Genomic DNA, 23,902 nt, shown 5'->3' with positions numbered 1-23,902 from the left:
GCGCTGCGGGCTCAGGGCTTGGAGCTTGGAGCTCAGGCCGTGGCCCGCGGAGGTGGCGCCGCGCCGCGCGCCAGCACCGGCGCCAAGGCGATGCCGGTGTGGCTGCCTTGGCACACCAGGTCTTCTGGGGTGCCTTGCGCCACCAAGCGGCCGCCATCTTGCCCGCCTTCGGGGCCGAGGTCCAGCACCCAGTCGGCTTCGGCGATCAGGTCCAGGTCGTGCTCGATCACCAGCACGCTATGGCCGCCATCCACCAGCCGGTGCAGCACGCGGATCAGGCGCTCCACATCGGCCATGTGCAGCCCCACCGTGGGTTCGTCGAGCACGTACAGGGTGTGCGGGATTTTGAGGCCGCGGCGCGTCAGATCGTGGCGCACCTTGCTCAGCTCGGTCACCAGCTTGAGCCGCTGCGCCTCGCCACCCGAGAGCGTGGGCGAGGGCTGGCCCAGCGTCAGGTAGCCCAGCCCCACGTCGTGCAGCAGTTGCAGCGGCTGGGCGATGGCCGGCATGGCGGCAAAGAAATCCAGCGCCTGATCGACCTCCATGCGCAGCACCTCGGCGATGCTGCGGCCGCGCCAGCTCACGGCCAGCGTGTCGGGGTTGAAGCGCGCGCCGTGGCAGACCTCGCACGGCAGCTTCACGTCGGGCAAAAAGCTCATGGCGATGGTGCGCAAGCCTTGCCCCTCGCAGTGCGGGCAGCGGCCGGCGCCGGTGTTGAAGGAAAAGCGCGCCGGCCCGTAGCCGCGCGCCCGCGCTTCCAGCGTGTCGGCGTAGAGCTTGCGGATGGTGTCCCAAAAGCCGATGTAGGTCGCGGGGCAGGAGCGCGGCGTTTTGCCGATCGGGGTTTGATCGACTTCGAGCACGCGCTCGATGCTTTCGCAGCCGATCAGCGCCTGGCAGCCCTGCCAAGCCGGGCGCTCGCCCGCGTCCCAAGCGCGCCGCCCGGCCTGCGTGCTGCGCAGCTGCACCGCGCTGGCGGCGTTGGCCAGCAAGACCTCGCGCGCCAGCGTGGACTTGCCAGACCCACTCACCCCCGTGACCGCCACCAGCCGCCGCAGCGGCAGCTGCAGCGTGAGCTGCTGCAGGTTGTGGCGCTGCGCCCCCTTGACCAGCAGCCAGTCGGTGGCCGGCAAGGAATCAGCGTGCGCGGTGAGGCCGCCTGTTGCGCCGGGTGGGCTGGGGGTGGGGGCCGGCAAGGAATCGGAACGTGTGACTGAGGCCACCCACCGCCGCGCCTGCAGCGGATGGCGCATGGCGTGTAGCAGGTAGCGCCCGGTTTGCGAATCGGGGGCGGCCATCAGGTCGGCCACGGTGCCTTGGGCCACCACCTGGCCGCCGCGCACCCCGGCGCCCGGGCCGATGTCGATCAGGTGCTCGGCGCGGCGTATGGTGTCCTCGTCGTGCTCCACCACCACCAGCGTGTTGCCTTGGCGGCCGAGCTGTTGCAGGGCATCGAGCAAAATTCGGTTGTCGCGCGGGTGTAGGCCGATGGTCGGCTCATCCAGCACATAACACACCCCTTGCAGACTGGAGCCGAGCTGTGCCGCCAGCCGGATGCGCTGCGCCTCGCCACCGCTCAGCGTTGGTGCGCCGCGCTCCAGCGCCAGGTAGCCCAGCCCGACTTGCTGCAAAAACCGCAGGCGGCCCAAAATTTCGGGCAGCAGATCGCGCGCGATCTGCGCCTCCCGCGCCGACAGGGTTCCGCCCTCGGGCAGTGCCTGCACCCAGGCGTGCAGCGCGTGCACGCTCAACCGCGCCAGCTCGGTGATGGTTCGGCCTTGGAACTTCACGGCGCGCGCCACCGGGTTCAGACGGCTGCCGCCGCAAGTGCCGCAGGGCTGGTCGCTCAGGTCGTCGAAGTCGGGTTCGCTCAGGCTTTGCTCGCGGCCCTGGCCGTCGTCGGGCGGGCGGCTGTCGTCGAACGCCGCGCGCTGCTGGCGGTTCAGCTGCACCCCGGTGCCGACGCAATCCGGGCACCAGCCGTGCTTGCTGTTGTAGGAAAACAGGCGCGGATCCAGCTCGGCGTAGCTGCTGCTGCACAGCGGGCAGGCGCGCAGGGTCGAGTAGCCCTCGATCTGCCCCACGCCGGCGCCGCTTCCCCCGGCCGCCAGCGCGTGCGCCAAGCTGCCCGGGCGGGCGGCATCGTCTGGGCCGCCGATGCCGCTGAGCACTTGCAGCACGCCCTTGCCGTGTTCGAGCGCGCACTCGATCAGCTCGCGCAGCGCGGCCTCGTGCTCGGGCTGCACCTCGAGGCTGCCCACCGGCAGCTCGATCTGGTGCTCGCGAAAGCGCTCCAGCTTGGGGAAGCCCTGCGTGGGCACGAACTCGCCATCGACGCGCAGGTGGCTGTAGCCGCGCTGGCGCGCCCAGTCGGCCAGCTCGGTGTAGAGGCCCTTGCGCCCGCGCACCAGCGGCGCCAGCAAGCCGATGTGCTGGCCACGAAAGCGGCCCATCAGCTGCCCTAGGATCGCCGCCGGGCTCTGCGGCTGCACCGGGCTGTCGTCGTGGACGCAGTGCTGGGTGCCCAGCTTGACGTAGAGCAGGCGCAGGTAGTGCCAGACTTCGGTCACCGTGCCGACGCTGGACTTGCGCCCGCCGCGCGACAGCCGCTGCTCGATCGCCACCGTGGGCGGGATGCCGTGCACGGCATCGACTTCGGGCCGCCCGGCCGGTTGCACGATGCTGCGCGCGTAGGCGTTGAGGCTTTCGAGGTAGCGGCGCTGGCCCTCGTTGAACAAGATGTCGAAGGCCAGCGTCGATTTGCCAGAGCCGCTCACGCCGGTGATGACGCTGAAGCGCCCGCGCGGAATGGCCAGCGAGAGGTTCTTCAGGTTGTGCTCTTTGGCGTTGACGATCTGGATCGACGGGGCGTGGTCGCGAGTTGCGGCGGCTGGTGTGAGGTTTGGTAGCCACGGTGGCGGGGGCTCTTGTGCGCGCAAGCCCTCAGCCTCGGCGTAGGCGCGCAGGGCGGCGGCGGTGTGGCTGCTGGGGTGCAGGCGCACCTCTTCGGGGGGGCCTTGGGCCACCACCAGGCCGCCGTCGGCACCGGCGTCGGGCCCGAGGTCGATCAGCCAGTCGCTGGCGCGGATCACGTCGAGGTTGTGCTCGATCACGATCAGCGAATGGCCCGCGTCCACCAGCTTACGCAGGGCGCGCATGAGCTTGGCGATGTCGTCGAAATGCAGCCCGGTGGTGGGCTCGTCGAACAGCAGCAACTGCCCCAGCGGCGGTGGGATTTTGGTGCGCGCTGTCGCGGTGCTTGCGGCTGCGGAGCTTGCGGTCGCGGAGCTTGCGGCCGCGGTGTGCGCGGCCGGGCTGGCGGGCTGCTGGGTGGCCGCGCCCGGCCGGGCAGGGCGGCGCCGGGCGGCAGCGGCGGTAGCTGCGTCGGTCTGCGCCGCGATCGCTAGGTGCGCCGCTAGCTTGAGGCGCTGCGCCTCGCCACCGCTGAGGGTGGGCACGGGTTGACCGAGTTTGAGGTACTCCAGTCCCACATCCACCAAGGGCTGCAGGGCGGCGCAAAAGGCGCGCTCCAGCTTGGCTTGGGCCGGATCAACGGCAGGGGGGCTGTGGCGGCTCGGGTCGCTGGATTGGTTTGCGGGCTGGGCGGCGATTTGGTCGGCTGCTTGGTCAGTGGCTTGGTCAGTGGCTTGGTCGGCCTGCGGCTCGGTGCTGTGGTCTGTACCCACACCCACACCTAAGCCAGAGCCAGAGCCAGAGCCAGAGCCAGAGCCAGAGCCAGAGCCAGAGCCAGCACCCGCACCAAACAGTTGCAGCGCCTCGCTCACCGTGAGCTCGAGCAGGTCGGCGGCGTTCAGGCTGCGGCCGCCGCGCTGCAGGCAGACTTCCAGCACCTCGGGCCGGTAGCGCTTGCCCAAGCAATCGGGGCAGCGCAGATAGACGTCGCTCAAAAACTGCATCTCGACGCGCTCGAAACCGCTGCCGCCGCAGCCCGGGCAGCGCCCGTCGCCGCCGTTGAAGCTGAACTTGGCGGCGGTGTAGCCGCGCTGGCGCGCCAGCGGTTGCGCCGCCAGCAGCGCGCGCAGGGCGCCCCAAGCGCCAAGGTAGCTGGCGGGGTTGGAGCGCGCCGTCTTGCCGATCGGCGACTGGTCGATGAACACCACCGCGCTCAAGCGCTCGGCCCCCAGCAGGGCATCGTGCGCCAGCGGCGCATCGGTGGGCTGGCCAAAATGGCGCTGCAGCGCAGGCGCCAGCACGTCCTGAATCAGGGTCGATTTGCCGCTGCCGCTCACGCCCGTGACGCAGACCAGGCGCTGCAGCGGAAAATCGACGTCGATCGCCTGCAAATTGTGGGCGCGCACGCCGCGCAGCTGCAACCGCGGCGTGCTGGCCGTGACCATGCGCTTGAAGCCAAAACCCACCTGCTTGCGCCCGCCCAAGTAGGCGCCGGTGAGGGTGTCGGCGTGGCCCAGGGCGCTGGGCGGGCCGTCAAACACAATCTGGCCGCCGCGCGCGCCGGGGCCGGGGCCCATGTCGATGACGCGGTCGGCGGCGAGCATGAGCGCCGGGTCGTGCTCCACCACCACCAGGGTGTTGCCGGCGTCGCGCAGGCGCTGCATGGCTTGCAGAATGCGCCCCATGTCGCGTGGGTGCAGCCCGATGCTGGGCTCGTCGAGAACGAACAGGGTGTTGACCAGCGAGGAGCCCAGCGCCGTGGTCAGGTTGATGCGCTGCACCTCGCCGCCGCTCAGGGTGCGGCTTTGCCGATCCAGCGTCAGGTAGCCCAGCCCGACCTCGCACAGGTATTGCAGCCGGGTGCAAATTTCGTCGAGCAGCAGCTTGAGCGCGGGCGCGCCATGAGGCGCTGCCGCAGCCGGGGAGGAAGCGGCAGAGGAATCGGAACCAGAAGTAAACGAGCCCGCCGCCCCGAGGATGGGCGCTTCCGTGGCTGGGGGGGTGGCGGGTGAGGAATCGGAGCCTGCGACTGACGAACCCGCCACCCCCCCAGTCGCGGCAGCGCCCCCACCCGCAACAAAGCCAGTCCGCGACCCCGCCAGCCGCGCAAAAAACACCCGCAAACGCTGCAGCGGCAGGCGCATCAGGTCGTGCAGACACAGCCCCGGCAGGGCTTCGAGTTGGGCGCGGCTCCAGGCCACGCCGGGCGGCATGAAACGCTGTTCGGGTGGCAATACCGCGTCGGCGTCGGCTTGGCTGCCCAGGCGCCACAGCAGGCCCTCGGGCTTGAGGCGCGCCCCTTGGCAGGCCGGGCATTCGGTGTAGCTGCGGTATTTCGACAGCAGCACCCGAATGTGCATCTTGTAGGCCTTGCTCTCGAGGTAGTCGAAAAAGCGCCGGATGCCGTACCACTGGCGCTTCCAGTCGCCGCGCCAGCCGGGGTCGCCTTCGAGCACCCAGTGGCGCTGCGCCGGGCTCAGGTGCATCCAAGGCGTGTCGCGCGGGATGCCGGCCGCCTCGGCGTGGAGCAGCAGCTCGTCTTGGCATTCTTGGTAGGCCGGGGTCTGGATCGGTTTGATGGCGCCGGCGCGCAGGGTGCGTTTTTCGTCCGGGATCACCAGCCCCCAGTCGATGCCAATGACGCGGCCAAAACCGCGGCAGCTGGGGCAGGCGCCCAGCGCCGAGTTGAAAGAAAAATGCGCCGGCAGCGGCTCGGCGTAGCGCAAATCGCTCTCGGGGCAGTGCAGCCCCGTGGAAAAACGCCACACCGTGGGCGCAGCGGATGCGTCCGAAAGGGTGGGCGAGTCCGCGGCCGAGTCCGAGGCAGAGGCTCTAGGTGCCAAAGGCGCGCTGTCTGCACTCGGGGCATCTTGCAGATAGACGTTCAAGCGCCCGGCGCCGTGCTGCAGGCAGCGCTCGATGGCCTCGAGCACGCGCGCGCGCTCGGCGCGGCTGAGCAGCAGCCGGTCGGCCACCACGTCGAGCACCTGCACCGGCGCGCTGTCGGGGTCGCTGCCGGCCTGCTGGCGCTGCCCCAGCACCCGGGTGTAGCCGCTGGCGCTGAGCCACTGCTCCACCTCTTGCGCGCTGCTGCTGGCCGGCAGCTGCACCGGGAAAGTGAGCAGCAGGCGCGGCTCTTGCCCCGTGCGGGCGTGCTCTTGCGCGCTGCGGCGCAGCAGCTCGGCGTAGAGGGTGTCGGGGTGGTCGGCGCGCACCGGCAGCGCCGTCTGGCGGTCGTAAAGCTGCGCTGCGCGCGCATAGAGCAGCTTGAGGTGGTCGTTGAGCTCGCTCATCGTGCCCACGGTGGAGCGCGAGTTGCGCACCGGGTTGCTCTGGTCGATGGCGATGGCCGGCGGCACGCCCTCGACCCGATCGACCGCCGGGCGGTCCATGCGGTCGAGGAACTGGCGCGCGTAGGCGCTGAAGGTCTCGACGTAGCGGCGCTGCCCCTCGGCGTACAGGGTGTCGAACACCAGGCTGGATTTGCCCGACCCGCTCGGCCCGGTGACCACCGTCAGCTCGCCGGTGCGCAGATCGAGGTCGAGGTTTTTGAGGTTGTGCTGGCGCGCCCCGCGAATGCGGATCAGCCCTTCGGGCGCGGGCGGCACGGGTTCGGGCGGCAGCAAGGGCCTTGCAAGCGCTTAGGGCTTGACGATCAGCACCGGCACCTTGGCGTAGGTGAGCACTTTTTGCGCCACGCTGCCCAGTATCAGCGCCTTGACGCCGGTGCGGCCGTGCGAGCCCATGACGATCAGGTCGCAGCCTTCGTCTTGCGCGGTTTCCAAGATGCCTTCGTAGGTGCTGTTGCGCTCGATGGTGTCGGCGGCAAACGCCACGCCCTGCGCTTCGCAGCAGCTCTGAATATCGCCCAGCGCGCGGTCGGCGGCGGCTTGCGCTTCGCCCATGTAGGCTTGCAGGCCGGCGGCCGAGGCGTCGCCGATGCCGATGTAGGGGAAGGGGTCGATCACGTACAGCCCGACCACCGAGGCCCCGTGCACCTTGGCCAGAGCGGCGGCAAATTCGGCCGCACCATGCGCCAGTTTGGAGCCATCAGAGGGCACCAGGATTTTTTTGAACATCGCGACTCCATGCGTTGAGCCGTTTGCACGGCGGGGCCATCATCTTAACCAAGCTGGGGCGGTGCTGGGCTGGTTGCCGGGTCGCTGGCTGATTGCGCCAGGCGCTGCCCGATGCGTTGCCAGCACACCAGCTGCTCGGCGGCGCTGGCCGTGCCCCAGCGCGCGATTTCGTCCAGCGTGCGCCAGCAGCCCAGGCACAGGCCGCTGGCGGCGTCCATGCGGCAGACGCCGACGCAAGGCGAGGGCAGGCCGTGGCCGGCGCGGGCCGCGCGCAGCGCCGCAGCCAGATCGGGGCGGCGCGGCGCGGTGGCGGTGGCCGATGGGGAGGCAGGATCGGTGGCTGGGTCGGTGGCTGGGTCGGTGGCGGGGTCGCAGGCGGGGGCGGTGGCGGGGGCGCTCATGGGCGCATGGTAGCGCCAAGCACCCGCCTAGGCGCAGAGGGGGTATTTGGCCCTAGGCACTGCCCGCTGCGCGCCGCGCCAGCAGCGCCCGTGCCACCCGCGAGCCGCTGGGGCGCCCGAGTGCGGCGCTGATGTACGCGCCGGCATCGACCAGCGCCTCGAGATCGACGCCGGTGTGCACCCCCATGCCGTGCAGCAGATAGACCAGGTCTTCGGTGGCCACGTTGCCGCTGGCCCCGCGGGCGTAGGGGCAGCCGCCCAAGCCGGCCACCGAGGCATCGAACTGCGCCACCCCCAGCTGCAGCGCCGCCAGCGTGTTGGCCAGCGCCTGACCGTAGGTGTCGTGGAAGTGGCCGCTCACCTCGTGCAGCGCGTAATGCTGCAAGGTGGCCTCGAAGGCGCGCTGCACCTTGAGCGGCGTGCCCACGCCGGTGGTGTCGGCCACGCCCACGTGCTGCACCCCGATGCTTTTCATCAAGCGCGCCAGCTGTCCCACCTGCTGCGGCGCCACCTCGCCCTCGTAGGGGCAGCCCACGGTGCAGCTCATGGCGCCGCGCACAAAAATGCCGGCGGCGCGCGCGGCTTGCACCACCGGCGCAAAGCGCTCGATGCTCTCGGCCACGCTGCAGTTGATGTTTTTCTGGCTAAAGGCTTCGCTGGCCGAGCCAAAAACCACGATCTCGTCGGGCCGGTCGGGCAGCGCCGCCTCTAGGCCCTTGAGGTTGGGCACCAGCACGGCGTAGCGCACGCCGCTCTGGCGCACCAGGCCGGCCATCACGGCGTGGTTGTCGGCCATCTGCGGCACCCACTTGGGGCTGACGTAGCTGGTGACTTCGATGTGGCGCAAACCGGCCGCCTGCAGCCGCTGCACCAGCTCGATCTTGACCGCAGCGGGCAGCGCTTGGGCCTCGTTTTGCAGCCCGTCGCGCGGCCCGACTTCGACCAGATGCACTTTGGGGGGGAGGTTCATGCGCGGCTCCGATAAGGGTGGATGCAGCTCAGGCGGGCACGAAGCGCAGCAGCTCGGCCCCTTCGCTCACCTGGTCGCCGGGGGCGTAGAGCAGTTCGGCCACGGTGCCGTCGGCGGGGGCGGATAGGGTGTGCTCCATTTTCATGGCCTCCATCAGCGCCAGCGGCTGCCCTTTTTTGACCGCTTCGCCTGCGCTCACGCAAAACGACAGCACCTTGCCCGGCATCGGGGCGCTCAGGCGGCCGCCCTCGGGGGCGTGGTCGCCGGCGTGGGCGAGCCGGTCGATCTCCACGATCTGGGCCGCGCCCTGAGGCATAAAAATGTGCACCTGCTCGCCCAGCATATAGACGCTGGCGCGGCTGCTGTGCCCGCCAAAGCCCAGCTCCAGCGCCCACGGGCTGCCAGCGGGCAGTGCATGAAAGCGCAGTGGGCCTGCGCAGTCCGCTGCAGCGGCTGCGGGCGCAACCGCCGCAGCGGCCTCGGCATCAGCCTGCGCCGCCTGCACCGCCGGCGGCTCCAGGCACAGCTGCACGCTGGCGTCGCGCGCATAGACCAAGCTGGCCGCCACCGGCTGGCCCCGGTACTCGAAGGCCAGGCGGCGCCGGGCGGCGTCGGCGCTGGGGTGGCTGCACCAGCCGTCGCGGCGGCTGAAGGGGTCGGGGGTTTCTAGGGCGCGCTCGTCGAGCAGGGTTTGCGCCGTGGCCGCGGCCACGGCCAGCGGCAGGCCGACCGGGTCTTGGTCAAAAAGCCGCGCGGCCTCGCGCGGGATCAAGGCGGTGTCGAGCCGGGCTTGGGCAAACGATGGGCTGCGCACCACGTGGCGCAAAAATTGCACGTTGGTCGCCAGCCCGACGATGTGCGTCTGCGCCAGCGCCGCGTCCAGCCGCGCCAGCGCCTGCTCGCGGGTGTCGGCGTGCACGATCAGCTTGGCGATCATCGAATCGTAAAACGGGCTGATGGCGTCGCCCTCGCGCACGCCGTCGTCGAAGCGCAGCGGGCCGCGCTCAAAGGCGCAGTGTGCCGGTTTGCGGTACACCGCCAGCGTGCCGGTCGCTGGCAGGAACTGCTGGTCGGGGTTTTCGGCGCAGATGCGCGCCTCGATGGCGTGGCCCTGCAGACGCAGCTCGTGCTGCTGCAGCAGCAGCGCCTCGCCGGCGGCCACGCGCAGCTGCCACTCCACCAGATCGACGCCGGTGATGGCCTCGGTCACCGGGTGCTCCACTTGCAGGCGCGTGTTCATCTCCATGAAGTAAAAACGCATCGCCTCGGGCTGCGCGTAGTCGGCCTGCTCGACGATGAACTCCACCGTGCCCGCGCCCACGTAGCCCACCGCCTGCGCCGCTGCCACCGCAGCCTGCCCCATTTGCTGGCGCAAGGTGGGGGTGAGGCCCGGCGCCGGGGCTTCTTCGAGCACCTTCTGGTGCCGGCGCTGCACCGAACAGTCGCGCTCGTGCAGATAGACGCAGTGGCCGTGTGGGTCGGCAAACACCTGGATTTCGATGTGGCGCGGGCGCTGCACGTATTTTTCGATCAGCACCGCGTCGTCGCCAAAGCTGCTGCGCGCCTCGCGTTGGCAACTGGCGAGCGCGGCGGCAAAGTCGGCGCTGGACTCGACCGCGCGCATGCCCTTGCCGCCCCCGCCGGCGCTGGCCTTGATCAGCACCGGGTAGCCGATGCGGTCGGCTTCGCGCTGCAGCAGCGCCGGGTCTTGCGCGGCGCCGTGGTAGCCCGGCACCAGCGGCACGCCGGCTTGCTCCATCAGGCGCTTGGACTCGGCCTTGAGCCCCATGGCCTCGATCGCGGCCGCCGGCGGCCCGATGAACACCACGCCCGCCGCGGCGCAGGCGCGGGCAAAGTCGGCGTTTTCGCTCAAAAAACCGTAGCCGGGGTGGATGGCTTGGGCGCCCGTGGCTTGGGCGGCGGCGATGATGCGCGCCCATTGCAGGTAGCTGTCTTTGGGCGCCGAGCCGCCGATGTGGATCGCCTCGTCGCAGGCGGCTACGTGCTTGGCTTGCGCGTCGGCGTCGGAATATACGGCCACCGTCTGCACACCGAGGCGGCGCGCAGTGGCGGCCACGCGGCAGGCGATTTCGCCGCGGTTGGCGATCAGGATTTTCTTGAACATGCTGCGTGTCCTCAGTCCAACCAATTGGGCTTGCGTTTTTGTAGGAACGACTGCACGCCCTCGCGCCCTTCGGCGCTGGCGCGGATGTCGGCGATGGCCTCGACCGTGCGCGCCACCAGCGCCTCGTCCAGCGGCGCTTGGGCAATGTCGTGCAGCAGCCGCTTGCAGGCACGCACGGCGGCCGGGCCGTTGGCGCACAGGGCGCCCACGAGCTCATCGACGCGCGCATCCAGCGCCTCGGGCGCCACCACGGCGTGCACAAAGCCGATGCGCAGCGCCTCGGCGGCATCGAAGCGTTCGGCGCTCAAAAAGTAGCGCTGCGCCGCGCGCGCGCCCATGGCGCGCTGCACGTAGGGGCCGATGGTGGCCGGAATCAGGCCCAGCTTGACTTCGCTCAGGCAAAAATGGGCGCCCTGTGCCGCCACCGCCATGTCGCAGGCCGCCACCAGCCCCATCCCGCCGGCGTACACGTCGCCCTGCACCCGCGCCACGGTGGGCTTGGGGCAGTCGTGTATGGCGCGCAGCATGGCCGCCAGCCGCCCGGCGTCGGCCAGGTTTTCCTCGTGCGTGTAGTCGGCCATGCGGCGCATCCAGTGCAGATCGGCCCCGGCGCAAAAGGCCGGCCCCTCGGCCGCCAGCACGATGGCGCGCACGTCGTCGCGCGCGCCCAGGGTTTGAAAAGCGGCGCTGAGCTCGGCGATCAGCTCCTCGTTGAAGGCGTTGCGCAGCTCGGGCCGCGTCAGCACCACGGTGGCGCGCGCACCGCGCACCGTCACCTGCAAGTGGGCCATGCTCTGCGCCCCCTTACATGCGAAACACGCCAAAGCGCGTGTCGGCTATGGGTGCGTTGAGCGCTGCCGACAGCCCCAGCGCCAGCACCCGGCGCGTGTCGGCGGGGTCGATCACGCCGTCGTCCCACAGGCGCGCGCTGGCGTAGTAGGGGTGGCCTTGGGTTTCGTACTGCTGGCGCAGCGGGGCTTTGAAGGCCTCTTCGTCCTCGAGCGTCCATTGGCCGCCCTTGGCCTCGATGGCGTCGCGCTTGAGCGTGGCCAGCACGCTGGCGGCCTGCTCGCCGCCCATGACGCTGATGCGCGCATTGGGCCACATCCACAAAAAGCGCGGGCCAAAAGCGCGCCCGCACATGCCGTAGTTGCCGGCGCCAAAGCTGCCGCCGATGATCACCGTGAACTTGGGCACCGCCGCCGTGGCCACCGCCGTCACCATCTTGGCGCCGTGGCGCGCGATGCCTTCGTTTTCCACCTTGCGCCCCACCATGAAGCCGGTGATGTTTTGCAAAAACACCAGCGGCACCTTGCGCTGGCAGCACAGTTCGATGAAGTGCGCGCCCTTTTGCGCCGATTCGCTGAACAAGATGCCGTTGTTGGCCACGATGCCCACCGGCATGCCCTCGATGTGGGCAAAGCCGCAGACCAGCGTGCTGCCGTACAGGGCCTTGAATTCGTGGAATTCGGAGCCGTCCACAAGGCGGGCGATGATCTCGCGCACATCAAAGGGCTTGCGCGTGTCGGTGGGCACGATGCCGTGCAGATCGGTGGCCGGGTAGCGCGGCGGCTGCGGCGTGCGCAGCACCGCCTCGGGTTGCTTGCGCCGCCCCAGGTGCGCCACCGCTTGCCGCGCCAGCGCCAGCGCGTGCAGATCGTTTTGCGCCAGGTGGTCGGCCACGCCCGACAGGCGTGCGTGCACGTCGCCGCCGCCCAAGTCTTCGGCGCTCACCACCTCGCCGGTGGCGGCCTTCACCAGCGGCGGCCCGCCCAAAAAGATGGTGCCCTGGTTTTGCACGATGATGGATTCGTCGCTCATCGCCGGCACGTAGGCGCCGCCGGCGGTGCACGAGCCCATCACCACCGCGATCTGCGCGATGCCCTGCGCGCTCATCTGCGCCTGGTTGTAGAAAATGCGGCCAAAGTGGTCCCGGTCTGGGAACACCTCGTCTTGGTTGGGCAGGTTGGCGCCGCCCGAATCCACCAGATAGATGCAGGGCAGGCGGTTTTGCTGTGCGATTTCTTGCGCGCGCAGGTGTTTTTTGACCGTCAGCGGGTAGTAGGTGCCGCCCTTGACGGTGGCGTCGTTGCACACCACCATGCACTCGATGCCGGCCACGCGGCCGATGCCGGTGATCAGGCCGGCGCAGGGGGCGTCGTTGTCATAGACATCGAGCGCGGCCAGCGGCGCCAGCTCCAGAAACGGGGTGCCGGGGTCGAGCAGGGTTTGCACGCGCTCGCGTGGCAGCAGCTTGCCGCGGGCGGTGTGCTTGGCGCGCGCCGCCGCGCCGCCGCCCTGCGCGATCTGCTCCAGCCGCTGGCGCAAATCGGCCACCAGGGCGAGCATGGATTCTTGATTGGCCAAAAACTCGGCGCTGCGGTTTTTGAGCCTAGTCTCCAAAACGGTCATCGGGGCGTCTCCTAACTTTTTAAGCCCCCATTGTGCACCGAGAGGCTGGGAGGCTGGGAGGCGATTGTTCCTGCCCGTCTTGCACAGCCAAACACCCCCTGCGGCGTTGCGCGGCGTTGCACATGTGCGCCGCAACTCGCGGCTTATCGCCCCAAAAACCGCTGCGCGTCCAGTGCCGCCATGCAGCCAGTGCCGGCGCTGGTGATGGCTTGGCGGTAGATGTGGTCTTGCACGTCGCCCGCGGCGAACACGCCGGGCACGCTGGTCTGGGTGGCAAAGCCGTTTTGCCCGCTTTGGGTCACGATGTAGCCGTCTTTGAGCTCGAGCTGGCCTTTGAACAGTTCGGTGTTGGGACTGTGGCCGATGGCGATGAAGCAGCCGTGCAGCGCGATGTCCTGGGTCTGCCCGGTCTGCACCTGCTTGATGCGCACCCCATTCACGCCGCGCTCGTCACCCAGCACCTCGTCAAGGACATAAAAAAGCTTGAGCTCGATGCGGCCCTCGGCCACTTTGGCCATGAGCTTGTCCACCAAGATCGGTTCGGCGCGAAAAGCGTCGCGCCGGTGCACCAGCGTTACCTTGCTGGCGATGTTGGACAGGTACAGCGCCTCTTCCACCGCCGCGCTGCCGCCACCCACCACGCACACCTCTTGGTCGCGGTAAAAAAAGCCGTCGCAGGTGGCGCAGCCGCTCACGCCGCGGCCCATGAAGGCTTGCTCCGAGGGCAGGCCGAGGTATTTGGCCGAGGCCCCGGTGGCGATGATCAGGCTGTCGCAGCTGTACTGGCCGCTGTCGCCTTGGAGGCGAAACGGGCGCTGGCTCAGGTCCACGCTCTGGATGTGGTCGAACACGATCTCGGTCTGGAAGCGCTCGGCGTGGGCCTGAAAGCGCTGCATCAGTTCCGGGCCCTGCACCCCTTGGGCGTCGGCGGGCCAGTTGTCCACGTCGGTGGTGGTCATGAGCTGGCCGCCTTGGGCCATGCCGGTGATCAAGAGCGGTTTGAGGTTGGCGCGCGCGGCATAGACGGCGGCGGTGTAGCCGGCCGGGCCGGAACCGAGGATCAGGACTTGGGCGTGGCGGGGGTTCATGGTGTGGGCTCTCCGGGTGCAGTGGGCTAAAGGTGAGTGTATCGTAGCAGCAAACTCAAATGCAGGTGGGGGTATGTATTTTTGACCAGCGGGCGGCCTCGGTTAAGCTAGCGCCTGCACATGAGTACCCCTGTCAACACCCTCAACAAAGACGCAGCGCGCAGCGCGGCCCGCGGCATTCGGCGCTTCACGCAGGAGTTTGCCCTGCTGCTGGGAGCGGCCGGGCTGCTGTTTTGGTGGCTCGCGCTGCTGAGCTACAGCCCCGGCGATGCCGCTTGGTCCACCTCGGGCGTGGCCTCGGCCAGCGTCAACTGGGGCGGGCGCGCCGGCGCCTGGCTGGCCGATTTCAGCTACCTTTTGCTGGGGGCGTCGGTGTGGTGGTTGGTGCTGGCAGCCTCGCATATCTGGCTGATGGGGTTGGCGCGCTGGTTGCGCGTGCCTGCTGCTGCCGGGCCCAGCAGATCTGTGGCGCGGCCCGATACACCGCTGGCCGCTTTGCGTGCTCGCTTGCAGCAGCCGCCGTGGCCTGGGGTAGCGTTTGGCGCCGGGCTGTTGTTGCTGCTGGCGACCAGCACGGTGCTGGAGTGGAGTCGGCTGCACCGCTGGGATGCGTGGCTGCCGGGTGAGTCCGGTGGCCTGTTGGGCAGCCTGCTGGGGCCGCCAGCGCAGCTGTGGCTGGGGCAGACTGGGTCGGCCTTGCTCGCCATCTGCCTGTTGCTGGTGGCTATGGCGGGGGTGTTTCGGTTTTCTTGGGCCGAGGCGGCCGAGGGTTTGGGACGCTGGGTTGACGACGCGGTGCAGCGCTGGCGCCTGCGCCGCGAGGCCAAAGAAGACCTGCGCATCGGCCGCCAAGCCCTGCGCCAGCGCAGCCTCGAGGAATCGGAATACGAGCAGTTGCACCCGGCGCACCCGTTGAGCGTGCAAGGGGATGAGCGAGCCGCCGTTGACCCAAGCTTTGGCAGTGGCCTCAGCCCCGGCGCGCAAGACGACGATACCGACGCCGAGCCGTTGTTGGAGCCGCCTCTACACAAGCCAGCCGCCGCTGCGGGGGCCAAACCCGCCGCCAAACCCGCGGCCAAGGCGTTGCAGATCGAACCCGTGCTCACCGAAGTGCCACCCAGCAGCCGCGTGGTCAAAGAGCGCCAGCAGCCGCTGTTCCACGATTTGAGCGACACCAAGCTGCCGCAGATCGACCTGCTCGACGCCGCCACGCGCCAGTCGGCCAGCGTGGCCCCCGAAACGCTGGAGATGACCAGCCGCCTGATCGAGAAAAAGCTGGGCGACTTTGGCGTGCAGGTGCAGGTGGTGGCGGCGCTGCCCGGGCCGGTGATCACGCGCTACGAGATCGAGCCGGCCACCGGCGTCAAGGGCTCGCAGGTGGTGAATCTGGCGCGCGATCTGGCGCGCTCGCTGTCGCTGGTGAGCATCCGCGTGATCGAAACCATCCCCGGCAAAAACCTGATGGCGCTCGAGCTGCCCAACGCCCGGCGCCAGACCATCCGCCTGAGCGAGATTCTGGGCTCGCAGGTCTATCACGACGCCAAAAGCCTGCTCACCATGGGGCTGGGCAAAGACATCGGCGGGCACCCGGTGGTGGTCGATCTGGCCAAAATGCCGCATTGCTTGGTGGCCGGCACCACCGGTTCGGGCAAGTCGGTGGGCATCAACGCCATGATCCTGAGCCTGCTCTACAAGGCCGACCCGCGCGACGTGCGCCTGCTGCTGATCGACCCCAAGATGCTCGAGCTCAGCGTCTATGAGGGCATCGCGCACCTGCTGGCGCCGGTGGTCACCGACATGAAGCAAGCCGCCAACGCGCTCAATTGGTGCGTGGCCGAGATGGACAAGCGCTACCGCCTGTTGAGCAAGCTCGGGGTGCGCAACCTGGCCGGCTACAACGCCAAAATCGCCGAGGCCGCAGCGCGCGGCGAGCCCATCGGCAACCCCTTTAGCCTCACGCCCGAGCAGCCCGAGCCCTTGCAGCGCCTGCCACACATCGTGGTGGTGATCGACGAACTGGCCGATCTGATGATGGTGGTGGGCAAAAAAATCGAGGAGCTCATCGCCCGCTTGGCGCAAAAAGCGCGCGCCGCCGGCATCCACCTGATTTTGGCCACCCAGCGCCCCAGTGTCGATGTGATCACCGGCCTGATCAAGGCCAACATCCCGACGCGCATCAGCTTTCAGGTCAGCAGCAAGATCGACAGCCGCACCATTTTGGACCAGATGGGTGCCGAGGCCCTGCTGGGCATGGGCGACATGCTCTACATGCCCAGCGGCAGCGGCTACCCCAGCCGCGTTCATGGCGCCTTTGTCAGCGACGACGAGGTGCACCGCGTGGTGGCTTGGCTCAAGGCGCAGTGCGGCGAGCCCGATTACATCGACGGCGTGCTGGAAGCTCAGACCGACGCCGAAGGCGGCAGCGGCAGCGAGGGCGAGGGCGACGCCAGCGCGGGCGGCGAAACCGACCCGCTGTACGACCAAGCGGTGGCGATCGTGCTGCAAGACCGCAAGGCCAGCATCAGCTACGTGCAGCGCAAGCTCAAGATCGGCTACAACCGCGCCGCGCGCCTGCTCGAAGACATGGAGCGCGCCGGGCTGGTGAGCGCCCTGACCAGCAGCGGCCAGCGCGACATTCTGGTGGGCGGGCGCAGCGCCGATTGAGCGGCTACAGAGGCTGCGGCCACAACTCCTTACACCTGCGCCGCCGCTGTCTGCAACCGCTGCGCCGGCTTTGCATCAAAATGGGTACCATGCACCGACACCCCTTTACGCTCCCCGGCCTGGCTCGCGCCATGGCCACATGGGCCACGCTGGCGGCCTTGGCCACCCTGCCCGTTGCGGCGGTGGCAACCCCAGCGGCCAGCAGCCCGGCCACCCCGGCAGCCACCACCGCCGCCACCCCCGGCACCGCCTTGGGCGACTTGCAAGCCTTTTTGCAGCAGACCCAGCAAGGCCGCAGCGCCTTCACCCAGACCGTGACCGGCCCGCGCCCGGCGCCCGCTCCCGACGCCTTGGCGGCCGCCGCCGCCCCGGCCGCGCGGGTGCAAATCAGCCACGGGGTGTTCGAGTTTCAGCGCCCGAACCGCTTTCGCTTTCATTACCAGCGGCCGTTTGAGCAGCTCATCGTCGCCGATGGCCAAACCCTGTGGCTCTACGACCCCGATCTGGCCCAAGTCACGGCGCGGGCGCAGCGCGAGGTGCTGGGCCAAACCCCGGCCGCCCTGCTGGCCTCCGGGGCCGACCTGCGCACCCTGCAGCAGGCCTTCAGCCTGAGCAACGCCCCCGACGCCGACGGCCTGCGCTGGGTGCAGGCGTTGCCCAAGGGCGCCGACGCGCCGCTGCAAGCGGTGCGCATCGGCTTTCGCGGCGGCCAGTTGGCGGTGCTCGAGATTCTGGACCGCTTCGGCCAGCGCTCGCACATCGCCTTCGAGCGGCTCGACACCCGAAGCGCGTTCCGGCCCGGCCACTTCAGCTTCAGCGTGCCGCCCGGTGCGGCGCTGATCCGGCCCGAATGAAGCCCCGGCCACGCTGAGTTCTATGCAGGCCGGCACCCGCCCACTAGCAGAGCGGCTGCGCCCGCAGACCTTGGCCGACGTGATCGGCCAAGCGCACCTGCTCGGGCCCGGCAAGCCGCTGCGCGTGGCTTTCGAGACCGGGCAGCCGCACAGCTGCATCCTGTGGGGGCCGCCGGGGGTCGGTAAAACCACGCTGGCGCGGCTCATGGCGCAGGCCTTCGAGGCCGAATTCATCGCCATCAGCGCCGTGCTGGGGGGCGTGCGCGACATCCGCGACGCCGTCGAGCGCGCCCAGCAGGCGCGTGTCGGCCAGCCGCCGCGCGCCACGCTGGTGTTCGTCGATGAGGTGCACCGCTTCAACAAAAGCCAGCAAGACGCCTTTTTGCCGCACGTCGAAAGCGGGCTCTTTACCTTCATCGGTGCCAGCACCGAAAACCCGAGCTTCGAAGTCAATTCGGCCCTGCTCTCGCGCGCTACCGTCTATGTGTTGCAGCCCTTGAGCGAGGCCGAGCTCGAGCAACTGCTCGAGCGCGCCCAAGCCCACACTGGCCTGCCGGCGATCGATCCGGCCGCGCGCCAGCTCCTCATCGGCCACGCCGACGGCGACGCCCGGCGCTTGCTCAACACCCTCGAGACCGTGGCCGTGGCCGCCGGCGCGCAACGGCTGCCGGCCATAAACGCCGACTGGCTGCTGGGCCTGCTGGGCCAGCAGCTGCGCCGCTTCGACAAGGGCGGCGACGCCTTCTACGACAGCATCAGCGCCCTGCACAAAAGCGTGCGCGGCTCCGACCCCGACGCCGCCCTATACTGGCTGGTGCGCATGCTCGACGGCGGCGCCGACCCGCGCTACCTCGCGCGGCGGCTGATCCGCATGGCCAGCGAAGACATCGGCCTGGCCGACCCGCGCGCGCTGCGCATCGCGCTCGACGCCGCCGAAGTCTATGAGCGCTTGGGCAGCCCCGAAGGCGAGCTGACGCTGGCCCAAGCCACGCTCTACCTCGCCGTGGCCCCCAAGAGCAACGCCGCCTACAGCGCCTACAAAAGCGCGCGCGCCTTGGTGCAGCGCGACGGCAGCCGGCCGGTGCCGCTGCGCCTGCGCAACGCCCCCACGGCGCTCATGCGCACGCTCGAGCACGGCCAAGGCTACCGCTACGCGCACGACGAACCCGACGCCTTCGCTGCCGGCGAAAACTACTTCCCCGACGGCCTGCACCCGCCCCCCCTGTACGAACCGGTGCCACGCGGCCTCGAGATCCGTATCGGCGACAAGCTGCGCGAGCTGCGTGCGCGCAATGCGGCCGCTTCCAAGCCCTGAGCCAGCAAGCCCGCGCCGTTTTACAGCAGCAGCCGCATGCTGCGCGCCGTTTCCTGCAACACCGGCAGCACGCGCTTGAGGGCCGTCTCTTGGCTTTCGTTGTTGATGGGCATGGTCACGCTCAAAGCGCCCAGCAGCTGGTCTTTGTGGTCGTACAGCGCCACCGAAACGCCACGAAAATTCACCTCGAGCTGCTGATCCGAAATGAACCAGCCTTGCAGTCGCGCCTGCTCGAAACAGGCGCGCAGCCGATCCTTGTCGCTTAAGGTGTGAACCGTGTAGGGGCGCAGGGTTTGCCGCTCCAGCCACGGGTTCCAGTGCGCGGGCCCGAGCATGCCCAGAATCACGATCCCGGCCGCTGTCACGTGCGCCTGCACCCGCGAGCCCAGCATATAGCCCGAATGGGTGTGGCGCAGGGTGCCGCTGCGTGCCAGATAGACCACGTCGTTTTCATCCAGCACCGCCACATACGAGGATTCCCCAGTGCCCGCCGTGACGCGCTGCAAATAGGGCTGCACGGCGCGCGGCAGCCGGGCCGAATCCAGGTAGGCGTGCGACAGGCGCAGCACGCGCGGCGTGAGCCAAAACAGCTTGCCGTCGGTGGCCACATAGCCCAGATGCACCAGCGTGAGCAAGTGGCGGCGGGCAGCGGTGCGTGTCAGGCCGCAGCGCTGACCCGCTTGGCTGGCCGTCAGGCGCGGGTGCTCGGAGTCGAACACCTGCATGATCGACAGGCCTTTTTCCAGTCCGGCGATCCAGTCCCGGCGCTCGAGGGTTGCGGCTGCGGTGTGGGGTTGCATGGCGGGTGGTGTTTCGCTCGTGGGGTATGGTGGCACGAGTTTTGATCGATGATCGTTCGATTATGAGCGATCAGCGCAAATGGCGAGCGCTCGGGGTGGTCACTTGCCCAGCAAACTCGCTTACAGTGCCAAATATACAGAGGAGCACCGCCCATGAACGAAATCAGCAGCCTGGCCACCGGGATGCGCGAACCCTTGCTGGCCTTTAGCAGCGACGAAGCCAACCCGATCGGGCTCGATGGCATCGAGTTCATCGAATACGCCACCAGCAAACCGCAGGCCTTGGGGCAGGTGCTGGAGATGATGGGTTTCAAGCCCGTCTCGCGCCACCGCTCGCGCGAGGTGTTGCTGTACCGCCAAGGCGGGCTCAATGTGGTGGTCAATGCGCACACGACGCAGGGCCGCGACGGCCGCTTGCCCGACACCTCGGGCGTTGCCAGCCTGTCAGCCATTGCCTTGCGCGTGCGCGATGCGCGCGCCGCCTACCGCTACGTGCAAGACAAAGGCGCTTGGCCGGTGCCCACCCACGCCGAAGTGATGGAGCTCAACATCCCGGCCATTCACGGGGTGGGCGGGAGCCGGATTTATTTTGTCGATCGCTACCGCGAGTTTTCGATTTACGACGTCGATTTCATCCCGGTGCCCGGGGTCGAGCAACACCCGCCGGCCACCGCCGGGATTCATTTTTTTGGCGTCGTTCAGTACATTGGGCCCGAGCGCAGCAACGACTGGATCGAGTTTTATACCGAACTGCTCGGGGCACGCCTGATTCCCGACGAGGAGCGCTTTGGTATTTTGCCCAAAGGCAAGCTCATGCGCCTGCCCGCCATCCACCCCGGGGCGGAATTTTTGTTGCAGCTGATCGAGCCCGAGCCCAATGTGATCGATGTCGATGAGCGCCTGCAACGCATAGGCTTGGGCGTACCCGATGTGTTGCAGGCGGTGCAGCAGTTGCGCCGCAATGGGGTCGAGTTTGTGGAGACCGAGGCCGCGCACAGCGAGGCGCGCGGGGCCATCAGCAAAACCTATCTCGGCGCGGTGGTGTTCGAGCTCGTCAAAAGCACGCCGGGGGTGCAGCCATGAGCGCTGCCCAAGCTGCGCGGCAGGTGCCCACCGCCTTTGGCATGGACACCATCACGCTGCCGGGCACCCTAGAGGCCAAGCTCGAAGCCATGCAGCGCGCCGGTTTTGAGCAGGTGATGCTCAAAGCCAACGACTTGGTGGGGCACCCGGGCGGGGTCGAGGCGGCGGTGCGGGCGGTCAAGGCCAGTGGCTTGCGCGTGACCGGTTTTCAGGTGCTGCGCGATTTCGAAGGCTTGTCGGGCCATTTGCACGATTACAAGGTCGAGGTAGCCAAAAGCATGCTCGAACTGTGTGCCACGCTCGAGAGCCGCTTGCTGCTGGTGTGCTCATCCACTTCGGTGCACGCCAGCCACGACCTCGACCATTTGGCCGCCGATTTGCGCAAGCTCTCGATGCTGGCGCTGCCCTTGGGCATCAAAATCGCCTACGAGGCGCTGTCGTGGGGGCGGGTGGTGAACCAGTTCACCACCGCGTGGGACGTGGTGTGCCGCGCCGATGCGCCCAATCTGGGGCTGGGCATCGATTCGTTCCACATTTTTGCCGCCGGCACGCCGATCGAAGAAATCGACTACATCGACCCGGAAAAAATCCTGCTGGTGCAACTGTCCGATTTCATGTGGCAAGAGACCAAAACCTTTGCCGAGCGCATAGCCACGGCGCGCACCTTCAGGGTGTTCCCGGGCGAGGGGGTGCACAGCCAGCAATTGGTCGATCTGGTGCTGCGCCTGAATGCCCTGCGCTACACGGGCGATTACAGCTTCGAGGTCTTCAACGAAGACTACCTGCAAATGCCCTTGCCCAACGTGGTGCAGCAAGCCAAGCGGTCGTCGCTCTGGCTGGCCGACGATGTGCTGCGCAGCTCGGTGCCTTTTCCCAACAGCCTGCGCTTGCGCGCCTGATCGGCCTTTTTTACGGATTTTGAAGCGGGGCTGTATTCAGGCTTCGAGTTGCGCCAACGAGCGCAGGGTCTGGGCGTCGGTGCTGGGGTAGCCAAAATACTCCAGATAGACCGGAATTTGCTCAAACAGCATGTCGGTGCCGATCTGGATCGGGCAGCCCCGTTGCTGTGCAGCCGCCAGCAGCGGCGTCAGGGTTTGCGCCATCACCACATCGCCCACCAGCGTCTGCGGGGCCAGACGCTGCACATCCAGCGGCAGCGGGTCGTCTGGGTTCATGCCCAGCGGGCTGGCGTTGATGACGGTGTCCATCCCGGCCGGGTCGTTGTCGGTGACTGCAACCCGCGTGGCCGGGAAATAGGTTTGCAGGCGCTGCGCCAGCGCGTGCGCGCTCTCGGCCTGGCGGTCGTGCAGGCGCAGCATGGCCGGCTGGTGTGCCGCCAGCGCGGCCGCAATGGCGCTGCCCACGCCGCCGCAGCCCACGATCAGCACCTTGCTGCCCTTGATCGGGTGTCCTTTGCGCAACAGGGCGCGGCTGAAGCCCTCGCCGTCAAACATATCGCCCAGCAGGCGTCCATCGGCCCCCTTTTTGACCGCGTTGCAAGCCCCGGCCACCATGGCAGCCGGGCTGGCGACATCGACCAGATTGAGCGTGGTCATCTTGTGCGGCATCGTCACCAAGGCGCCGCGGATGTTGCGCAGCGCAAAAATGGCGCGCAAAAACTGCGGATAGTCCCGCGCTTCGCAGGCCAGCGGCACCACCACCGAGTTTTCACCGATCGAGCGAAAGTAGGGGTTGTAGATCTGCGGCGACTTGAAGCTGTGCGTGGGAAAGCCAATGTGGGCGATGATTTCAGTGTGGCCGTTGATCATGAAATGGGTCTCCTCGGGCTTTTCATTCTATGCACGACGCTGGCGCCCACGGGGAGCAACGGGCGGCAAACGTACGAAGATCGCGCTGAATCGGATGAAGATCGCTCGAAATGGGTGTTAACCCTTATTTTCGAGAGTGGATCAAAGTCGGAACCCCTCAAAAAATGGGCGAAAAATCTAGGGTATTCCATGATTTCGATCGATAGTCGTTCGCCAAAGTATGCTCACCGATCGGCGCTTTCTGGCGGCACCTTCCTAGGCTATGCGGCATCGCATAGAGTACCCTACAAGACTTGGGGCAAGCCATCGAGTGGGTGCCGGCAGGTCTGAGTCACCGCGTCCCTTGTCGGTTTATTCGGTTCAATTTTTCAGGAGACACACATCATGTCGCTCGACAAACGTCAATTCATGGGTGCTACGCTCGCTGCGCTGGCCAGCGCCTCGATGAGCAAGCTCGCCTTGGCCCAAGCGCCCTTTCCCACCCGCGACCTCAACGGCATCATCCAGTTTGGTGCCGGCGGTGGCACCGACATCAGCATGCGCGGTTATGCGCCGCACGCCGAGCGCGTGCTGGGGCGCAACATCGTGCTCTCGAACCGCCCGGGCGCGGCCGGCGCGATCGCCGCCAACTTCGTGCGCCAGCAACCGGCCGATGGCTACACCCTGCTCATGGGGGCCGAGCCGCAAGCGCTGTTTCGCGTCATGGGGGTGGCCGACTTCGATTACAACGAGTTTTTCCCGGTCAACATTGCCGCCATGGCCAACACCATCTTGTTGGTCACGCGCCCCGATGCGCCGTGGAACACCATGCAGGATATTTTGAGCTTCGTGCAGGCCAACCCGCGCCGGGTGCGCCAATACCTGTCCGGCATTGGCACGGTGCCCTTTACCGTCAACCTGATGATCTCCAGACTGACGCGTTTCGAGACCCTAATGGTGCCCTTCGACGGCGACGGGCCAGCCATCGCTGCCCTGCAAGGCGGCCACTTGGACATTGGTTTCCTCACCTCGGCGGCCGCGATTGAGCACGTGCGCGCTGGTCGCCTCAAAGCCTTGGGGGTGTTGAGCGACCAGCCGTTCCAAGGGATCGCTCCCATGACCAACGCGCCATCGCTGGCTGGTTTGCCGCGCTTCTTGCCTTGGGGTGCTTGGTTTGGGGTGTTCGTGCGGCGCGAGGTGCCCGATGCCGCCAAGGCGCGGCTGGTGGCGGCTTTCCGCGAAGCGGGCAACAACCCCGACTACCGGCGCATGATGGAGGGGCGCGGCAACACCATGCTCAACCTCGGAGGCGACGAGGCGCAGCGCTTCATCAACCGCTGGACCTCGACCACCGCCTGGCTCTACCAAGACGCTGGCCAAGCGCGGGTGAACCCGGAAACGCTGGGCATTCCCCGGCCACGCTGATCGCGTTGGCAAGCGGGCGCGCGGC

General features: G+C 68.1%; 16 protein-coding genes. 6 read left to right on the top strand and 10 right to left on the bottom strand.

Going from position 1 to position 23,902, the window contains the following annotated elements; translation table 11 throughout:
* Positions 1–32: 32 nt before the first annotated feature.
* From ACVMK0_RS09410 to trxB, 8 genes are all read right to left on the bottom strand, one after another.
* Complete coding sequence (locus tag ACVMK0_RS09410; protein ID WP_476464677.1) at positions 33–6,206, bottom strand: excinuclease ABC subunit UvrA; 6,174 nt, start codon at positions 6,204–6,206, stop codon at positions 33–35.
* A gap of 348 nt (positions 6,207–6,554) precedes the next feature.
* Positions 6,555–6,992, bottom strand: a complete 438-nt coding sequence (locus ACVMK0_RS09405) for a universal stress protein (protein WP_476463634.1) — start codon at positions 6,990–6,992, stop codon at positions 6,555–6,557.
* A gap of 44 nt (positions 6,993–7,036) precedes the next feature.
* Positions 7,037–7,393: a DUF1289 domain-containing protein gene (locus ACVMK0_RS09400; protein WP_476463633.1), complete on the bottom strand. Its 357-nt coding sequence runs from the start codon at positions 7,391–7,393 to the stop codon at positions 7,037–7,039.
* A 52-nt stretch (positions 7,394–7,445) separates the two neighbouring features.
* On the bottom strand, positions 7,446–8,363 hold the full coding sequence (locus tag ACVMK0_RS09395; RefSeq protein WP_476463632.1) for a hydroxymethylglutaryl-CoA lyase: 918 nt from the start codon (positions 8,361–8,363) through the stop codon (positions 7,446–7,448).
* 28 nt (positions 8,364–8,391) lie between these two features.
* Entirely contained in the window at positions 8,392–10,488 is a 2,097-nt protein-coding gene (locus ACVMK0_RS09390) for an acetyl/propionyl/methylcrotonyl-CoA carboxylase subunit alpha (RefSeq protein ID WP_476463631.1), read from the bottom strand.
* Between the two features lie 11 nt (positions 10,489–10,499).
* Positions 10,500–11,279: an enoyl-CoA hydratase/isomerase family protein gene (locus ACVMK0_RS09385; protein ID WP_476463630.1), complete on the bottom strand. Its 780-nt coding sequence runs from the start codon at positions 11,277–11,279 to the stop codon at positions 10,500–10,502.
* A gap of 13 nt (positions 11,280–11,292) precedes the next feature.
* Positions 11,293–12,900: a carboxyl transferase domain-containing protein gene (locus tag ACVMK0_RS09380; protein WP_476463629.1), complete on the bottom strand. Its 1,608-nt coding sequence runs from the start codon at positions 12,898–12,900 to the stop codon at positions 11,293–11,295.
* 143 nt (positions 12,901–13,043) lie between these two features.
* Positions 13,044–13,988, bottom strand: coding sequence for a thioredoxin-disulfide reductase (gene trxB, locus ACVMK0_RS09375; protein ID WP_045536610.1), 945 nt, complete (start codon positions 13,986–13,988; stop codon positions 13,044–13,046).
* 120 nt (positions 13,989–14,108) lie between these two features.
* Here trxB and ACVMK0_RS09370 point away from each other — a divergent pair, with 120 nt between their 5' ends.
* The 3 genes from ACVMK0_RS09370 (at position 14,109) to ACVMK0_RS09360 (ending at position 18,821) form a co-directional block, all read left to right on the top strand.
* A complete protein-coding gene (locus ACVMK0_RS09370) occupies positions 14,109–16,652 on the top strand; it encodes a DNA translocase FtsK (RefSeq protein ID WP_476463628.1) in 2,544 nt (847 codons plus the stop codon).
* A gap of 131 nt (positions 16,653–16,783) precedes the next feature.
* On the top strand, positions 16,784–17,506 hold the full coding sequence (gene lolA, locus ACVMK0_RS09365; protein WP_476463627.1) for an outer membrane lipoprotein periplasmic chaperone LolA: 723 nt from the start codon (positions 16,784–16,786) through the stop codon (positions 17,504–17,506).
* 22 nt (positions 17,507–17,528) lie between these two features.
* Positions 17,529–18,821, top strand: a complete 1,293-nt coding sequence (locus tag ACVMK0_RS09360) for a replication-associated recombination protein A (RefSeq protein WP_045536607.1) — start codon at positions 17,529–17,531, stop codon at positions 18,819–18,821.
* Positions 18,822–18,841: 20 nt separating this feature from the next.
* Here ACVMK0_RS09360 and ACVMK0_RS09355 read toward each other — a convergent pair whose 3' ends face one another.
* A complete protein-coding gene (locus tag ACVMK0_RS09355) occupies positions 18,842–19,621 on the bottom strand; it encodes an IclR family transcriptional regulator domain-containing protein (protein WP_045536605.1) in 780 nt (259 codons plus the stop codon).
* 153 nt (positions 19,622–19,774) lie between these two features.
* Here ACVMK0_RS09355 and ACVMK0_RS09350 point away from each other — a divergent pair, with 153 nt between their 5' ends.
* Positions 19,775–20,704 carry a VOC family protein gene (locus tag ACVMK0_RS09350; RefSeq protein WP_420834893.1) on the top strand — a complete coding sequence of 310 codons (930 nt, stop codon included), beginning with the start codon at positions 19,775–19,777 and terminating at the stop codon, positions 20,702–20,704.
* Complete coding sequence (locus ACVMK0_RS09345) at positions 20,701–21,603, top strand: sugar phosphate isomerase/epimerase family protein (RefSeq protein WP_476463626.1); 903 nt, start codon at positions 20,701–20,703, stop codon at positions 21,601–21,603. The genes ACVMK0_RS09350 and ACVMK0_RS09345 overlap by 4 nt, the downstream gene beginning before the upstream one ends.
* A 36-nt stretch (positions 21,604–21,639) precedes the next feature.
* Here the strand turns inward: ACVMK0_RS09345 and ACVMK0_RS09340 are convergent, their stop codons facing one another.
* Positions 21,640–22,473, bottom strand: a complete 834-nt coding sequence (locus ACVMK0_RS09340; protein WP_045536601.1) for a shikimate dehydrogenase family protein — start codon at positions 22,471–22,473, stop codon at positions 21,640–21,642.
* A gap of 384 nt (positions 22,474–22,857) precedes the next feature.
* Here ACVMK0_RS09340 and ACVMK0_RS09335 point away from each other — a divergent pair, with 384 nt between their 5' ends.
* Entirely contained in the window at positions 22,858–23,877 is a 1,020-nt protein-coding gene (locus ACVMK0_RS09335; RefSeq protein ID WP_197539300.1) for a tripartite tricarboxylate transporter substrate binding protein, read from the top strand.
* Positions 23,878–23,902: the final 25 nt, after the last annotated feature.

It is taken from the genome of Serpentinimonas sp. SSL01 (assembly GCF_056323735.1).
This window is presented reverse-complemented; position numbering and strand designations above follow the sequence as displayed.

Bases quoted from the DNA above. Each gene is read 5' to 3' on its own strand.
- ACVMK0_RS09390 (WP_476463631.1), bottom strand. From the start codon at position 10,488: ATGTTCAAGAAAATCCTGATCGCCAACCGCGGCGAAATCGCCTGCCGC.
- ACVMK0_RS09405 (WP_476463634.1), bottom strand. From the start codon at position 6,992: ATGTTCAAAAAAATCCTGGTGCCCTCTGATGGCTCCAAACTGGCGCAT.
- ACVMK0_RS09370 (WP_476463628.1), top strand. From the start codon at position 14,109: ATGAGTACCCCTGTCAACACCCTCAACAAAGACGCAGCGCGCAGCGCG.
- ACVMK0_RS09335 (WP_197539300.1), top strand. From the start codon at position 22,858: ATGTCGCTCGACAAACGTCAATTCATGGGTGCTACGCTCGCTGCGCTG.
- ACVMK0_RS09345 (WP_476463626.1), top strand. From the start codon at position 20,701: ATGAGCGCTGCCCAAGCTGCGCGGCAGGTGCCCACCGCCTTTGGCATG.
- ACVMK0_RS09360 (WP_045536607.1), top strand. From the start codon at position 17,529: ATGCAGGCCGGCACCCGCCCACTAGCAGAGCGGCTGCGCCCGCAGACC.
- ACVMK0_RS09355 (WP_045536605.1), bottom strand. From the start codon at position 19,621: ATGCAACCCCACACCGCAGCCGCAACCCTCGAGCGCCGGGACTGGATC.
- ACVMK0_RS09395 (WP_476463632.1), bottom strand. From the start codon at position 8,363: ATGAACCTCCCCCCCAAAGTGCATCTGGTCGAAGTCGGGCCGCGCGAC.
- ACVMK0_RS09340 (WP_045536601.1), bottom strand. From the start codon at position 22,473: ATGATCAACGGCCACACTGAAATCATCGCCCACATTGGCTTTCCCACG.
- ACVMK0_RS09350 (WP_420834893.1), top strand. From the start codon at position 19,775: ATGAACGAAATCAGCAGCCTGGCCACCGGGATGCGCGAACCCTTGCTG.
- ACVMK0_RS09410 (WP_476464677.1), bottom strand. From the start codon at position 6,206: ATGAGCGAGCTCAACGACCACCTCAAGCTGCTCTATGCGCGCGCAGCG.
- ACVMK0_RS09400 (WP_476463633.1), bottom strand. From the start codon at position 7,393: ATGAGCGCCCCCGCCACCGCCCCCGCCTGCGACCCCGCCACCGACCCA.
- trxB (WP_045536610.1), bottom strand. From the start codon at position 13,988: ATGAACCCCCGCCACGCCCAAGTCCTGATCCTCGGTTCCGGCCCGGCC.
- ACVMK0_RS09385 (WP_476463630.1), bottom strand. From the start codon at position 11,279: ATGGCCCACTTGCAGGTGACGGTGCGCGGTGCGCGCGCCACCGTGGTG.
- ACVMK0_RS09380 (WP_476463629.1), bottom strand. From the start codon at position 12,900: ATGACCGTTTTGGAGACTAGGCTCAAAAACCGCAGCGCCGAGTTTTTG.
- lolA (WP_476463627.1), top strand. From the start codon at position 16,784: ATGGCCACATGGGCCACGCTGGCGGCCTTGGCCACCCTGCCCGTTGCG.